The organism is Clostridium tunisiense TJ, assembly GCF_000300195.1.
Classification (GTDB): Bacteria; Bacillota; Clostridia; order Clostridiales; family Clostridiaceae; genus Clostridium_J; species Clostridium_J tunisiense.
On record NZ_AMQH01000005.1, the window covers coordinates 113,825 to 128,297 of the forward strand.

A 14,473-nucleotide genomic window follows, 5' to 3' on the forward strand; every position below is an offset into this window, starting at 1 on the left:
CACTCCCTTATTTTTTATACAAAATTAAATTTCATGGTTGAAGTCTATACAATAAGATTAAGTTTTATGGTAATATATTTAAAAGAACCTAAAATTTGAAAGGGTATTTTAAGTGCAAATAGAAGGTTCGTAAGGGTGGTTTTTGCATATAAGGTATCTATGTCCTAGGATTATTAATGTATGTTTTAAGTGATTAAATATTCCTTTGCTAAATACTGGTTCTTTAAATTTATTTTATAATTGTTAGTGAAAATGAATGTGTTCCTTGAGGAACTTTTTCATTATTTAATGAAAGAAGGAGGTGGTGTTGTGATAGTAGGTGTAGGAGTAGACATAATTGAGATTAGAAGAATAAAATCTGCATTAGATAAAGGTGAAGGATTTTTACAAAGGATTTTTACTAGTGAAGAAATAGAGTACCTTAAAGGTAGAAATCTAAGACCAGAGTACATAGCAGGAAGATTTGCAGCAAAGGAAGCTGTGTCTAAAGCTTTAGGCACAGGTTTTAGGGGCTTCGAGTTTAAGGATATTATAATCGAGAGTACTACTCTAGGAAAGCCTATTGTTGTATTGAAGGGAAAGGCAAAGTTAATTGCTGAAAAACAAGGGGAATATAATTTGCATTTAAGCATTTCTCATGGAGAGGATAGTGCAATAGCTTATGCTGTTTTGGAGGTGAATTCCCATGGAAAGGACCTTGAATATACTAAAGAAGAATAAATTAAGCTCCCTCATATTTAGTAGTAGGGAGATAAAGATAGATGAAACTATGATACAAGATGTAATAAGACCTAGGAATGAGGATGGATATAAGGGGGATTATGGAAGAGTTTTCATAATTGCAGGCTCTAAAGGATATGCAGGAGCAGCTTATTTAACAGCTCAAGCAGCAGTAAGAAGTGGAGCTGGACTTGTAACTCTTTGTACTCCAAAGGAACTTCAGGATATTATGAGTGTAAAGCTTACGGAAGCTATGACTTTAAGTTATGAGGATACAGAAAAAATAAATAATATTATAGTTAAAAGCAATGTTATAGCAATTGGCCCTGGTATGGGTAATAGTAGACTGACTTATAATATTTTAAGTGAAACTATTTTAAAAAGTGACTGTCCAATAATAATAGATGCAGATGGTTTGAATGTTTTACAAAACAATTTAGAACTTTTACAGTGCAAAAATCATAAAGTGATACTTACTCCGCACTATGGTGAAATGGCAAGACTTACAGGGCTCACTGTAGATGAAGTAAAAGAAGATAAGGTAAAAATAGCTAAGAAGTTTGCAAAGGATAATGATATAATTTTATTACTTAAGGGTTATAGAACTATAATTACAGATGGTGATTATGTATTCATAAACACTACAGGAAATAGTGCAATGGCATCAGGGGGGATGGGAGATACGTTAACAGGAATTATTGCATCCTTCATTGCCCAGGGATATGAACCTTTAGAAGCTACTTACTTGGCAGCTTATATTCATGGTTATTGCGGGGACAAGCTAGCTGAAGATATGTTTTGTGTTAATGCATCTCATTTAATACAAGAGTTACCATTCATAATAAAAGATATTATGAGAAATAAATAAAAAAGAATATGTTTTGCAAGTTAAAATCCAATAAACTTCAAGAAGTGCACAAAACAACCTAGGTTATTTTATCAAGGTATAATTGTCATAATACCGGTAATTGCTGGTTATAGAATGTTACTTTTTATAATAAATATAGTAGTGTATAAATTACTTGGAGGGCAATTGTGAAGAAAAAAATTATTTTTACACTACTAGGGATCATGACAACTTTTATAGTTTTGGCAATTATAGGGGTTGGAATTAGTAAGATATCAAAACCACAAGATCCAGAGGATATAATTACTACATTATCTAAAAAACAAGGGTATAAAAGTGATGTGACCATAGAAGTGGTTAATGATATGCAAACTCTTGTTTATAAAGGACATCAGGTTTATAAGAAGGATGTAGCTTATAAACTAGATCTTAATGAGGGAAGAACCTTCACCTTTAGGGGTGAGGAGGTAATAGTAGTAGATAAGGAAAACAAACGAGACTATAAAGTTGACAAGGCTTTTGATGAAGTATTAAAATATGGTTTTATTGGAGAATACATAGGATTAATATACACAAATGAAGATCTGGGCTATAAAAAAGAAACCATTAATGATGAAGAACTATTACTTATAGAGGTTTTAATTCCAGGAAGCAATAGAAATTTGTTTAAAGGAATTATGTACGTAAGTATAAAGGACAACTTACCTAAGAAGCTAGTGATTTACGATGAAAAAGAAAAAGAGAGAGTAAGATACACTTATGACAACTTCAATTGGACTGAGAAAATTAATGATGAGGAATTATAACCTAATTCCTCTAAGTGACTAGTGGGGTGAATAAGTTGTTTAAAGATTTAAGGCCTGTATGGGCAGAAATAAATTTAGATGTACTTGCAGATAATATGAGGGAAATTAGAAGAGTATCGACGAGTGAAGATATAATAGCAATAATAAAAGCAGATGGATATGGTCATGGAGCAGTAGATATAGCGCCTGTGCTTTTAGAGAATGGTGCTAATAGGTTTGGTGTGGCAATTGTAACTGAAGCCATTGAGTTAAGGAAAAATGGGATTAATGTACCTATTATGATATTGGGCTTTACACCACCTACCTTATACGGAAGCATACTTGACTACGATATTGAGCAAACTATTTATACTTATAGTGATGCAGAAGCTTTATCTGAAGTTGCAGTTCATGCCAATAAGATTGCTAAAATTCATATAGCAGTGGATACAGGCATGGGACGAATTGGATTTTTACCTTATGAGGAAAGTGCTTTGGAGGTATATAAAATAAGTAAGTTACCTAATGTAGAAATAGTAGGACTTTTTACTCATTTTTCTTGCTCAGATGATTTTGATAAAACTTATTCGTTATTGCAAGTTAAAAGGTATAATGAGTTTAATGAAAAATTATTAGAATTAGGTGTAAATATTCCAATAAAGCACTTAAGCAATAGTGCGGCAGTATTAGATTTACCAACAGTTCATTATAATGCAGTGAGACCAGGAATTATACTTTATGGGTATTATCCATCTCAGGAAGTAGCTATGGAAAAGGTAAAGGTAAAACCTGTAATGTCCATAAAGGCAAATATAGTGCACGTAAAGACCTTAGGAAAAGGTGAATATATCAGTTATGGAAGAACTTTTATAACCGAGAGAGAAAGTGTGATTGCTACTTTGCCTATTGGGTACGCAGATGGTTTTACCAGACTGCTGTTTGAAAAAGCAAAAGTTATTGTTGGGGGCAAATTGGCACCAGTAGTAGGAAGAATTTGCATGGATCAGTGTATGATAGATATTACTGATATTCAAGGAGTAAAAGTAGGAGATGAGGTTATACTTATAGGTGAAGATGAGTATAACAACGTCATTACCGCCGATGATATCGCCAATAAGTTAGGAACTATAAGTTACGAGGTAGTTTGTGCAGTAAGTAAAAGAGTTCCAAGAGTTTACAAAAAACAAGGTAAAATCATAAAAATAAGGAATTATGTATAAATAAGTCCTAATTATAGAAGAAAAGTGTTAAAAAAATGTTGGAAAAAGTAGAAATATGATTTAATTTCTTTGACATAATGACAGTTGTTGAATTATAATTAATCTGTACATATAGTTGTTATTGTTAACAGGAGGTATTAAATTTCCATGTCTAATTCAAAGAAATTGATTGCAGAACTCTCAAAGACTTTTTGCCAAGAATTTAATGAAGCTTTTCAAAAAGAAAGTAAAAAAAATAGTGGATTTATTGATAAAGGTTTAATACTATATATAGAAGAAAGAAAATCTTCAACCTTTTTGGAAGATATGAAGCATGGCTATTTAGCTATGGCGGAGTTGAATCTAGAGAGTGCAGAAATTGGTTTTGAAAATGATATGTATGATTTAATTGAATATGAAGCTAGGCTTTAGGAGAGTGAATGCCTCATGACAACTGTTGTGAAGAGGGGAGATATCTTTTATGCTGACCTGAGTCCTGTAGTTGGCTCAGAGCAAGGTGGGATTAGACCAGTAATCATTATTCAAAATGATATTGGAAATAGATATAGTCCTACTGTAATTGTTGCAGCAATAACTTCTCAGATAAATAAGGCGAAACTCCCTACTCATGTGGAAATATCTTCAGAAGAGTATGGTTTGAATAAAGATTCAGTAGTTTTGCTAGAGCAAGTGAGAACCTTAGATAAAAGAAGGCTTAAGGAAAAAATTGGTCATATGACCGATGATGACATGGAAAAAGTAGATGTTGCATTGATGATCAGTTTAGACTTAAAGGTTAAAAGTAAAAGTTAATACAAGAAAATGGACTGTTAGATTATTAGCTAGCAGTCTTTCTATTTTTAAAAACTATGTAGTGAAGAGGAGTTATAATTACTTAAATACTTGTAATTAAATAAATTGGTTATATAAAAGAAGTTAATTTGCCACACTTTAAATGAAAAAATATTGTGACAATAGTAAAAATTAGAGTGCGATAGTGAGGAAAAGCTAATTAAAGTATCACAAATAACACTTATATAGGGTAAAAATCACATAATTTGATAATAAAACATTATTAGAGTAACACAAATTTTCTTTTTCAAGGAGAATTTGTCCACTTATTTATAATAAAATGTTGTTAAATTACAACAAACTGTTGTTAAAAAGAAGAAAATTGTTATAATAAACTATAGAAGTAAATCTAGGAGGTATACTATGAAAAAATCACTAGAGTCATTAAAAGGCATTACTAAGAATATAAGACAAGACATAATTAAAATGTTAACAGAGTCAGGTTCAGGACACCCAGGTGGCTCCTTATCAGCAGTAGAAATTATGACTACATTATATTTTAATGAAATGAATGTAGATCCTAAAAACCCTAAAGATCCTAACAGAGATAGATTTGTACTTTCAAAGGGACACGCTGCTCCAGTATTATATAGTGTTCTTGCTGAAAAAGGATTTTTTAATAAAGAAGAATTAATGGGATTAAGAAAATTAGGATCAATGTTACAAGGACATCCTAATATGAATTACATACCAGGTGTAGATATGTCTACAGGATCCTTAGGTCAAGGAATTTCAGCGGCAGTAGGAATGGCTCTTGCTGGAAAGTTAGATAAAAAGGAATATAGAGTATACACATTGCTAGGAGACGGTGAACTTGAAGAAGGTCAAGTTTGGGAAGCTTCTATGGCAGCAGCACATTATAAATTAGATAATTTAACTGCTTTTGTTGACTTCAACGGGCTTCAAATTGATGGGGATGTAGAAGATGTAATGAATCCAAATCCAATTGCAGATAAGTTTGTTGCTTTTGGATGGAATGTGATTTCTCTTGAAGATGGTCATGATTTAGAGGCGATAAAAAATGCTATTGAAGAAGGTAAAAAGGTTAAGGATAAACCTACTATGGTAGTATGCAAAACTATAAAAGGTAAGGGCGTATCTTTCATGGAGAATGAAGCAGGATGGCATGGTTCTACTCCTAATAAAGAACAATGTGAACAAGCGTTAAGTGAAATTGGAGGGGAAGCATAATGAGTAAAATAGCAACAAGAGAAGCCTACGGAAAAGCACTTGCTAGAATAGGTCAAGAAAACGAAAATATAGTAGTACTTGATGCGGATTTATCAAAATCTACTAAAACAGCAGATTTTAAAAAAGTTTGCCCTGATAGATTTATAAACATGGGGATTGCAGAAGGAAATATGATGACTGTAGCAGCGGGGCTTGCTGCTTGTGGTAAAATTCCATTTGCATCAACTTTTGCTATGTTTGCAGCAGGAAGAGCTTTTGAACAAATCAGAAACTCAATATGCTATCCAAAATTAAATGTAAAAGTTTGTGCAACTCATGCAGGAATTACCGTTGGTGAAGATGGAGCTTCCCACCAATCAGTTGAAGATATATCTTTAATGAGAAGTATACCAAATATGGTTGTTATTAGCCCAAGTGATGCAGTAGAAACTGAAGCTGCTATTGAGGCAGTAGCAAAATATAATGGACCATGCTACGTAAGATTAGGTAGAAGTGGTGTGCCAGTTATTAATGATAACGAAGGTTATAAATTTGAAATTGGAAAAGGTGTGACTTTAAGAGAGGGTAAAGATGTATCTATAATTGCTACTGGAATAATGGTAGATGCTGCTCTTGAAGCATGTAATATTTTAGCTGAAGAAGGAATTAAGGCTAGAGTTATCAACATTCACACAATAAAACCTATCGATGAAGAGTTAATTGGAAAAGCTGCGAGGGAAACAGGAATTATTATTACTGCAGAAGAACATAGTATAATAGGTGGACTTGGTTCAGCAGTTGCAGAGGTTGTTACATCTTTACATGCTGTGCCAGTAATAAGAGTTGGAATAAAGGATACCTTTGGTGAGAGTGGAAAACCTGCAGAGCTTTTAAAAGCCTATGGATTAACTTCTGAAGATATAGTAAAAGCAGTTAAAAAAGGACTTGAATTAAAATAAAATTTTTAAGATAAAATTAGTTTTTAAGGTTAATTTTAAAATAAGTTTAATAACTACTAAAGGTGGATTTTAAAATCCACCTTTAGTTTTATAAATAGCACTTAACTATTACCTTGAAAGTTTTCACTAAGAGCTAAAATAACGTGGTGTAAGGAGAAAAAGTTTATGGATAAAGATACTTTATTAAAAATGGATTCTTATATGGCCTTAAGTATAGTAAATATGAAACTAAGAGATGAGTTTAGTTCTTTAGAGGATTTTGCTCTCTACTATAATATTGAAATAAAAGAAATTCAACATAAATTAAGTGAAATAGGCTATGAATATGATTGTAGAACTAATAGATTTATATCTATGATTTAGTGATTTTTCAGACAAATTGTGATATAATTTTTACACTGATGAATTGTTTGAAAGTTAAAGAATTTTATCACAGTAAGGAGAGAAGTAATTATGAAAACAGCAATAGCTAATTTTTTTGAGGATTTCGTATACTGCATAAAACTTTCTTTGAAAATTGTCCTTCTACCAATTTTAATTGGTTTGGTAGCTACAACTATATATTGTTTAATAAGCAAAAATCCAATATCTTTGTACGTTTTACTAAGAGGGGTTAGAAGCACTGGTATAATTATGTCATGTTTTGGTTTGTTTATTTGTGCTTTAGCATTTTTAAAACCAGATACCCTTGGTCCTTTAAATTATCAAAAACAGTGGAGAATGTATTTTGTGAAATTTAATTTAATTGGAGCAATAATGTGTATTTGTACACTAATACTATTTTATTTTCTTATGTTTGATTTAGGATTATGGTATATGTATTTCGTATAAAAGAAAATTAGAAGAAAATTTTGTCGAAGATGGAAATGTTATTACAACATTTCCATTAATTTTTATACAAAATAACATGTTTTTCACTATATTTTTTGGTTTTAATTATTTTATCTTGTATTTTTATGTTATAATGAACATATATTTTTTACGCACATGGATTTGATTTGCACAAAAACAGCTTAAATTAACTATATAATAAAAAATATGGTTAATTTATTTAGGCTATGCATTGATTAAAGAATAAAATTTTAAGGAGAGTGAGAATTTACATGATAGAATTTAAGAATGTAACTAAAGTTTATGATAATAATGTTCTTGCACTATCAAATTTAAATATAAATATAGATAAAGGTGAATTTGTGTTCCTTGTAGGGCCTAGTGGAGCAGGAAAGTCAACTTTTATAAAAATGTTATTAAAGGAAATAGATCCAACGGCGGGAGAAGTTATAATTGCAGATACTAATATAACTAAGCTTACCCACAAGGAAGTTCCTTTTTATAGAAGAAAGATTGGAGTAGTATTTCAAGACTTTAGATTAATACCAACTTTAAACATATACGAGAATGTAGCTTTTGCTCTTAGAGTTATAGGTGCTAGTGAGAGAGAAATTCAAAAGAAAGTTCCATCAGTTCTAGCAATGGTAGGACTAACAAAAAAGAGAAATGCATTTCCAAACCAATTGTCTGGTGGAGAACAGCAAAGAGTTTCAATTGCTAGATCTATAGTAAATAGCCCATCTCTTTTAATTGCGGACGAGCCTACAGGAAATCTTGACCCTGAAACTTCACTAGAGATTATGGACATTATCAGTGATATAAACAGAGCAGGCACTACTATTGTTATGGCAACTCATGCTAAAGATATTGTTGATACCATGAAAAAAAGAGTTATTGCTATAGAAAAAGGTACAGTAGCTAGAGACGAAGAAAGGGGTAAATACGGATATGAAATTTGATTCAGTTAAGTATTTTTTTAATGATGCATTAAAGAGTATAAGAAGAAATAAAACTTTGAGTATTGCTTCTGTTGCAACTGTAGCAGCTACACTATTTATTTTAGGGGTAATAACCTTAACCATGGTAAATGTTAATAAGGCAGTGGAACAGTTAGGTTCTAAGGTTGAAGTAAAGGTGTTTTTGAAAGATGAAATCACAGAGGAACAAAAAACTTCTCTTAAAAAGACTTTAGAGGAAATTGAGGGAGTAAAGGAAGTAAATATTGAAACTAAAGAACAAGCCTTAGAAAAAGTTAAGGAACAGTTCAAGGAAAATGCTGAAGTTTTAACAGCTGGCTTTGAACAAAAAAATCCTTTTCCAGGCTCTTATACTGTAAAAGTTAATAAGCCAGAGGTAGTAGATGCTATAATAGCAGCTGTAAAGGATGCGGAAGAAATTGAAAGCATAGGAGATGCTAGGGATATAATAGAAAAAATTTCAGCCTTAACTAATTCAGTAAAAGTAGTTGGAGCTGTGTCATTTGTAGTATTCATAATTGTGTCTCTGTTCTTAATTGGTAATACTATAAAAATTACTGTTTACTCAAGAAAACGTGAAATTGGAATAATGAAATATGTAGGTGCTACAGACTGGTTTATAAGATGGCCATTCATTATCGAAGGTGTTATGCTTGGTATAATTGGAGGGATAATTTCTACTATTATCCTGAGCATAGTTTATAGTTTATTAGTAAGTAAATTGCCTTCTCAGGCATTAATGGGATTCTCTTTAATAGGGGTATCTTATGTTTGGAAAGTAGTAATTTGGGAGTTTATTCTATCAGGTATGTTCATAGGAACTGTAGGAAGTATTATTTCAATGAGAAAGTTCTTAAAGGTTTAAGATCTTTTTAGATAAGAAATTTATTTATAAAGTTTACTGTGAAGTAAGAAAAATTAAAAGTATTTTCTGAAGACATATTTTAAAATCATGTAGATTTTTGTACACATAGAATTTTATAGAAGTGTATTATAAAATAGATTTAACACAAGATAATATTAAGTTAAAGAGAGACTAAGAAAAAATTTCTTAGTCTCTCTTGCATACATATAAAAGATATGTTAATGTTAATGTTGTAGAACGTGTGTTTGGGGAATGTGGTAGAGCTAAGAGAAACTTAATAATTATTTCTTTAAAATAATTATTAAAAATTACCTGAAAGTGTTATAATTATCTAGTATTTACATACATAATATATATGGACTATATAGAGAGGGTGGATTTCATGGACAATGGGAATATGAAAAGTGAAAAAAGAAAATGGATAAGAAGAACTGTGGCAATAGTGCTTTTTACCAATGTCCTTACCTTTGGCATTACAAATCTTATTTCTTTTAAAATGCCTAATGGAAAGGTATTAGTTAGCAGAAAAACTTACGAAAATATAATTGATTTTGAAAAGCTATATACCATAAAGGATAAGATAGATAAGTATTATATTGGAGAAATTAACAAAGATAAGTTGGTTGAGGGAGCCGCAAAGGGAATGGCTGCAGCTCTACAGGATCCATATACTGTATTTATGAATGAAGCTGAGTTCTCAGATTTTGCCACTCAAACTGGTGGAACTTATGTAGGACTTGGATTACAGATTGGTGCTAAGGAAGACAAGATAGTAGTTATATCAACCTTTGAAAATTCTCCGGCTGAAAAGGCAGGAATTTTAAAAGGTGACGTAATTGAAAGCGTTAATGATATTACTGTAACAGCTCAAGACATGGAGAAAGCTACTTCTATGATGAAGGGTAAAGCAGGAGAAGAAGTTAAACTAAGCCTTTCAAGACAGACTAGGGGAACCTTTGAGGTTAAAGCAAAAAGGGCAGAAATAGAAATGGTAACAGTTAAAAGTGAAATTCTTGAAAATGGTATTGGGTATATTCAAGTTTCAATGTTTGATGAACACACTGCAAGTAATTTCGATAATGCTCTGAAAAATTTAACTACAAAAGGAATGAAGAGCTTAGTATTAGATTTAAGAGAAAACCCTGGTGGACTATTAGATCAAACAGTAAAAATGACTTCTAATTTTGTGACTAAAGGAAAGAATATAGTATACACCGAAGATAAAGAAAAAAATAAAAAGAATTATGACTCTATAGGAGGAATTGCTGAAGGAATGCCATTAACTATATTAATTGATGGAGGTTCTGCTAGTGCCTCAGAAATTTTTGTTGGAGCAATTAAGGATTATGGCTTAGGAACTTTAGTAGGTGAGAAGACCTTTGGAAAAGGTGTTGTTCAAACTACTTTCTATAGAGATAAGGATGGCTTTGGAGATGGAACAGCTCTTAAGGTTACAATTTCTAAGTATTTTACTCCAAATGGACAAAACATTCATGGTATAGGAATAGCACCAGATGTAGAGGTGCTTTATCCACAAGAGTTAAAAGAAAAACCTTATAATAGGGATTCAGATCCCCAATTCAAAAAGGCTTTAGAAGTAGCTAGAGAAAAGTTGAAATAAATTTTTATTAAGTATCTGCTGGGCACATAATATGAATAACAAATAAGGATGCATAATAAACTTGCATTACATTGGTTATTTTTATGTGGAAAAGTGGATACTTAATTTCTATGGAATTTCAAGGTGAATATTTCGGTTACAACCTAGATCTGCTTCCAAAGTTGTTGAATAAAATGAACTTGTTCATCATTTAATGAGCTTTTAGCTTTGTGTTGAGTATTAAGCTTAATACTCAATAATTAAAGTGTTGAATTTAGTTACTTATTGATATAATATATGTATATTTGTAGTTAGCATAATGTGAGAGGAGGCGTTAAACATGGAGCTACTTATTTATACCTTAACACAAGTTTCTTATGCTATTGTTGAGCCATCTTATGCTTTTGTTTTAATAATGATGGGAATTGTTTTTTATATTAAAAATAAAAAAACTGCTACCTTAGAAAAGTTAATTATGGGTGAAAACTCTACATCTCCCTTCGAACTTACCATTTCCCAAATTGTCATGGGGATATTTGGAGGGGTTTTAGCTAGTATGATTTTTACATATTTGGGTGTAGTATTCCACGTGAATTCCAATATTTACATAGTTTTCATGATATCTATTTTACTTATGTTTTTTAATCCTAGGTTTCTTTGCTTGTCTTATTCAGGCGCTGTATTAGGAGTAACTTCTATATTATTGAATATAGCTTCGAAATTCTTAAATAATCCAAGTCTAAATTTACTAAAAGTAGATATTACAAGTCTTTTGCTCTTAATAGGAGTAATGCATGTAGTAGAAGGAATATTAGTAATATTAGATGGAAAAAGGGGAGCTATTCCAGTATTTGGGGGAAGAGATAGGAAAATTGTAGGTGGATTTGCCTTTAAAAGACAATGGATACTGCCAGTGGCAATACTTATGATGATGGAGGCCACTAGTGGAACTTTTATATCCGGAGAAGCTGTGGCGACACCACAGTGGTGGCCAATAGTAAATCACGGTGCAAATAAAGCTTTGTTTGAAACCATGATAATTGGTGCATTACCTTTATTTGCTGGAGTTGGATATTCTTCAGTAACTTTTACAAAGAGTAAAACAGCGAAAACTCTTTTTTCTGGAGCTTTAATTATTGGGTTTGGAATCTTTGTTTCAGCATTATCTATATTTAGTAATTATGGTTTTGTTGTTCAATTATTATTACTTATAATTACACCTCTAGCTCATGAAGCAATGATAGCCTTTGAAAAGTATACTGAGAGAAATGATGAACCTATGTATTCTAGTAATGAAGAAGGCATAAGAATTCTTGAGGTAGCACCAAAGTCCTTGGCTAGTACCATGGGACTAAAGTCAGGAGATTTAATACTTGAAATTAACGATAATAAGATAACTACCGATGAAATGATGTTTAGTTTTCTAGAAACTATTCCTAATTATATTTGGATGAAGATTAAAAAGGCAAATGGTGAAATTAGAGAAATAAGTCATACAAAAGTAAGCAATGAGGGAAGAATAGGAATTGTCATCGTTCCTAGAAATATTCCATCTAAGTCAAGAATAATGAAAACAGAAGAGGGAAACTTTACTGATGTTTTAAATAAATTAAGAAAAAAAGAACAAGATGATGAAGATAAGGAAAATAAAGAATAATGAGGTGAATATATGACAGGATTTAAAATTCACTCAAAATTTAAACCTATGGGGGATCAACCACAGGCAATAGAGAGTATAGCAAGAGGTATTAGAGAAGATAAAAAGTTTCAAACTCTGTTAGGAGTTACTGGTTCAGGAAAAACCTTTACTATGGCAAATATTATTGAAAAGGTGCAAAGACCAACTTTGGTACTGGCACATAACAAAACTTTAGCGGCTCAGCTTTGTTCGGAATTTAAGGAGTTTTTTCCGGAGAATGCAGTAGAATATTTTGTGTCTTACTATGATTACTATCAACCAGAGGCCTATGTTGCTCAAACAGATACCTTTATCGAAAAGGATGCCTCAATTAATGACGAAATAGAAATGCTGAGACACTCTGCTACCTCTGCCTTAATTGAAAGGAGAGACGTAATAGTAGTTGCCTCTGTATCTTGTATTTATGGACTTGGTAATCCAGAGGAATATAAGAAGCTAACTGTATCTTTAAGAGAAGGTATGGAAAAGGATAGAAATGCGGTTATAAGACAACTTGTAGATATACAATATGAAAGAAATGATATTAACTTTGTACGTGGTACCTTTAGGGTTAGAGGAGATGTTTTAGATATTTTTCCTGCATCATCTACTAGTAAAGGTATAAGGGTAGAGTTTTTTGGAGATGAAATAGATAGAATTAGGGAATTTGACACATTGACAGGAGAAATAATTTCTGGCAGAAAACATGTTGCTATTTTCCCAGCCTCTCACTTTGCAACTTCCAAGGATAGGTTAGAAATTGCTATAAAGCAAATTGAAATGGAACTTGAACAAAGACTAGAGGACCTTAAGAATCAGGATAAACTTTTGGAAGCTCAAAGATTAAAACAAAGAACTAATTTTGATATAGAGATGATGAGAGAAGTAGGATATTGTTCGGGGATAGAAAACTATTCTAGAATTTTAGATGGAAGGCCAGCAGGAACATCACCACAGACCTTAATTGATTATTTTCCAAAGGATTTCTTATTATTTATAGACGAAAGTCATGTAACTCTTCCTCAGATTAGAGCTATGCATGGAGGAGATAAATCTAGAAAGACTTCCTTAGTGGAATATGGCTTTAGACTTCCTTCAGCCTATGATAATAGACCGCTACAATTTGATGAGTTTGAACAAAAGCTAAATCAAGTGCTATTTGTTAGTGCTACTCCAAGTAAGTATGAGGCTGAACATAGTGAAAATACAGCAGAACAAATCATTAGACCAACAGGACTTTTAGACCCAGAGGTAATTATACGTCCCATAAAGGGCCAAATTGATGATTTATATGGGGAAATTAATAATACTATTGAAAAAGGCTTTAGAATTCTTGTTACTACCCTTACAAAAAAGATGGCAGAGGATTTAACTAAGTATTTTAAAGAAATGGGAGTGAAAACTACATATTTACACTCAGATATAGATACCATTGAAAGAATGAAAATTATAAGGGATTTGAGAAAAGGCGAATTTGATGTTTTAGTGGGAATTAACCTTTTAAGAGAAGGATTAGACATACCAGAAGTAGCACTAGTAGCAATTTTAGATGCAGATAAGGAAGGATTTTTAAGAAGTGAAACCTCTCTTATACAAACTATTGGAAGAGCTGCTAGAAATTCCGCCAGCAAGGTTATAATGTATGCAGACAATATAACTAATTCAATGGATAAAGCCATATCAGAAACCAATAGAAGAAGAAAAATACAGTTGGAGTATAATGAAGAACATGGAATAACTCCTACAACTATAATGAAGGATATTAGAGATGTAATCGAAGTATCTACTGCCGTGGCAGAAGAGGTTGTAGAATATGGAAGTTTAGAGGAAGCACTAGAAGCTGATAGAGTAGATTTAGGAAAACATGTAGAGAAACTTGAGAAGGAAATGAAACAAGCTGCAAAGGATTTACAGTTTGAAACAGCGGCTCGAATCAGAGACGAAGTTCTACGATTGAAAAAAAAGTATAAGTTATAAAATTAATGAAGGA

The 14,473-nt window shown here is 31.8% G+C and carries 15 protein-coding genes; all 15 read left to right on the forward strand.

Annotated features, from left to right (window positions below; translation table 11 throughout):
• Positions 1-309: 309 nt before the first annotated feature.
• The 15 genes from acpS to uvrB all read left to right on the forward strand — a co-directional run bounded on the left by acpS (position 310) and on the right by uvrB (position 14,460).
• Entirely contained in the window at positions 310-720 is a 411-nt protein-coding gene (acpS, locus tag C661_RS0104340) for a holo-ACP synthase (protein WP_017414079.1), read from the forward strand.
• Complete coding sequence (locus tag C661_RS21290; RefSeq protein ID WP_017414080.1) at positions 686-1,588, forward strand: NAD(P)H-hydrate dehydratase; 903 nt, start codon at positions 686-688, stop codon at positions 1,586-1,588. The genes acpS and C661_RS21290 overlap by 35 nt, the downstream gene beginning before the upstream one ends.
• 167 nt (positions 1,589-1,755) lie before the next feature.
• On the forward strand, positions 1,756-2,373 hold the full coding sequence (locus tag C661_RS0104350; protein ID WP_017414081.1) for a germination lipoprotein GerS-related protein: 618 nt from the start codon (positions 1,756-1,758) through the stop codon (positions 2,371-2,373).
• Positions 2,374-2,408: 35 nt separating this feature from the next.
• Positions 2,409-3,572, forward strand: a complete 1,164-nt coding sequence (gene alr, locus C661_RS0104355; RefSeq protein WP_017414082.1) for an alanine racemase — start codon at positions 2,409-2,411, stop codon at positions 3,570-3,572.
• Between the two features lie 147 nt (positions 3,573-3,719).
• A complete protein-coding gene (locus C661_RS21295; protein ID WP_017414083.1) occupies positions 3,720-3,983 on the forward strand; it encodes a hypothetical protein in 264 nt (87 codons plus the stop codon).
• 15 nt (positions 3,984-3,998) lie between these two features.
• Positions 3,999-4,364 carry a type II toxin-antitoxin system PemK/MazF family toxin gene (locus C661_RS0104365; RefSeq protein ID WP_017414084.1) on the forward strand — a complete coding sequence of 122 codons (366 nt, stop codon included), beginning with the start codon at positions 3,999-4,001 and terminating at the stop codon, positions 4,362-4,364.
• Between the two features lie 402 nt (positions 4,365-4,766).
• Positions 4,767-5,594, forward strand: a complete 828-nt coding sequence (locus tag C661_RS0104370) for a transketolase (RefSeq protein ID WP_017414085.1) — start codon at positions 4,767-4,769, stop codon at positions 5,592-5,594.
• Positions 5,594-6,532 carry a transketolase family protein gene (locus C661_RS0104375; RefSeq protein WP_017414086.1) on the forward strand — a complete coding sequence of 313 codons (939 nt, stop codon included), beginning with the start codon at positions 5,594-5,596 and terminating at the stop codon, positions 6,530-6,532. Before C661_RS0104370 ends, C661_RS0104375 begins: the two co-directional genes overlap by 1 nt.
• Positions 6,533-6,697: 165 nt before the next feature.
• Positions 6,698-6,895 carry a DUF4250 domain-containing protein gene (locus C661_RS0104380; protein ID WP_017414087.1) on the forward strand — a complete coding sequence of 66 codons (198 nt, stop codon included), beginning with the start codon at positions 6,698-6,700 and terminating at the stop codon, positions 6,893-6,895.
• Between the two features lie 90 nt (positions 6,896-6,985).
• Positions 6,986-7,363 carry a hypothetical protein gene (locus tag C661_RS21300; protein WP_017414088.1) on the forward strand — a complete coding sequence of 126 codons (378 nt, stop codon included), beginning with the start codon at positions 6,986-6,988 and terminating at the stop codon, positions 7,361-7,363.
• 272 nt (positions 7,364-7,635) lie between these two features.
• A complete protein-coding gene (ftsE, locus tag C661_RS0104390; RefSeq protein ID WP_017414089.1) occupies positions 7,636-8,322 on the forward strand; it encodes a cell division ATP-binding protein FtsE in 687 nt (228 codons plus the stop codon).
• Complete coding sequence (ftsX, locus tag C661_RS0104395; protein ID WP_017414090.1) at positions 8,312-9,205, forward strand: permease-like cell division protein FtsX; 894 nt, start codon at positions 8,312-8,314, stop codon at positions 9,203-9,205. Before ftsE ends, ftsX begins: the two co-directional genes overlap by 11 nt.
• Before the next feature lie 382 nt (positions 9,206-9,587).
• Positions 9,588-10,826 carry a S41 family peptidase gene (locus C661_RS0104400; RefSeq protein ID WP_017414091.1) on the forward strand — a complete coding sequence of 413 codons (1,239 nt, stop codon included), beginning with the start codon at positions 9,588-9,590 and terminating at the stop codon, positions 10,824-10,826.
• Positions 10,827-11,145: 319 nt separating this feature from the next.
• The gene (locus C661_RS0104405) at positions 11,146-12,462 is read left to right on the forward strand and encodes a PDZ domain-containing protein (RefSeq protein ID WP_017414092.1); all 1,317 of its coding nucleotides are present in this window, start codon (positions 11,146-11,148) and stop codon (positions 12,460-12,462) included.
• A gap of 12 nt (positions 12,463-12,474) precedes the next feature.
• Positions 12,475-14,460, forward strand: a complete 1,986-nt coding sequence (uvrB, locus tag C661_RS0104410) for an excinuclease ABC subunit UvrB (RefSeq protein WP_017414093.1) — start codon at positions 12,475-12,477, stop codon at positions 14,458-14,460.
• The last annotated feature ends 13 nt before the right edge of the window (positions 14,461-14,473 follow it).

Coding starts and splice junctions, on each gene's coding strand:
- C661_RS21290 (WP_017414080.1), top strand. CDS start 686: ATGGAAAGGACCTTGAATATACTAAAGAAGAATAAATTAAGCTCCCTC.
- C661_RS0104375 (WP_017414086.1), top strand. CDS start 5,594: ATGAGTAAAATAGCAACAAGAGAAGCCTACGGAAAAGCACTTGCTAGA.
- C661_RS21295 (WP_017414083.1), top strand. CDS start 3,720: ATGTCTAATTCAAAGAAATTGATTGCAGAACTCTCAAAGACTTTTTGC.
- C661_RS0104365 (WP_017414084.1), top strand. CDS start 3,999: ATGACAACTGTTGTGAAGAGGGGAGATATCTTTTATGCTGACCTGAGT.
- C661_RS0104405 (WP_017414092.1), top strand. CDS start 11,146: ATGGAGCTACTTATTTATACCTTAACACAAGTTTCTTATGCTATTGTT.
- C661_RS0104400 (WP_017414091.1), top strand. CDS start 9,588: ATGGACAATGGGAATATGAAAAGTGAAAAAAGAAAATGGATAAGAAGA.
- uvrB (WP_017414093.1), top strand. CDS start 12,475: ATGACAGGATTTAAAATTCACTCAAAATTTAAACCTATGGGGGATCAA.
- C661_RS0104370 (WP_017414085.1), top strand. CDS start 4,767: ATGAAAAAATCACTAGAGTCATTAAAAGGCATTACTAAGAATATAAGA.
- C661_RS0104380 (WP_017414087.1), top strand. CDS start 6,698: ATGGATAAAGATACTTTATTAAAAATGGATTCTTATATGGCCTTAAGT.
- C661_RS21300 (WP_017414088.1), top strand. CDS start 6,986: ATGAAAACAGCAATAGCTAATTTTTTTGAGGATTTCGTATACTGCATA.
- ftsX (WP_017414090.1), top strand. CDS start 8,312: ATGAAATTTGATTCAGTTAAGTATTTTTTTAATGATGCATTAAAGAGT.
- ftsE (WP_017414089.1), top strand. CDS start 7,636: ATGATAGAATTTAAGAATGTAACTAAAGTTTATGATAATAATGTTCTT.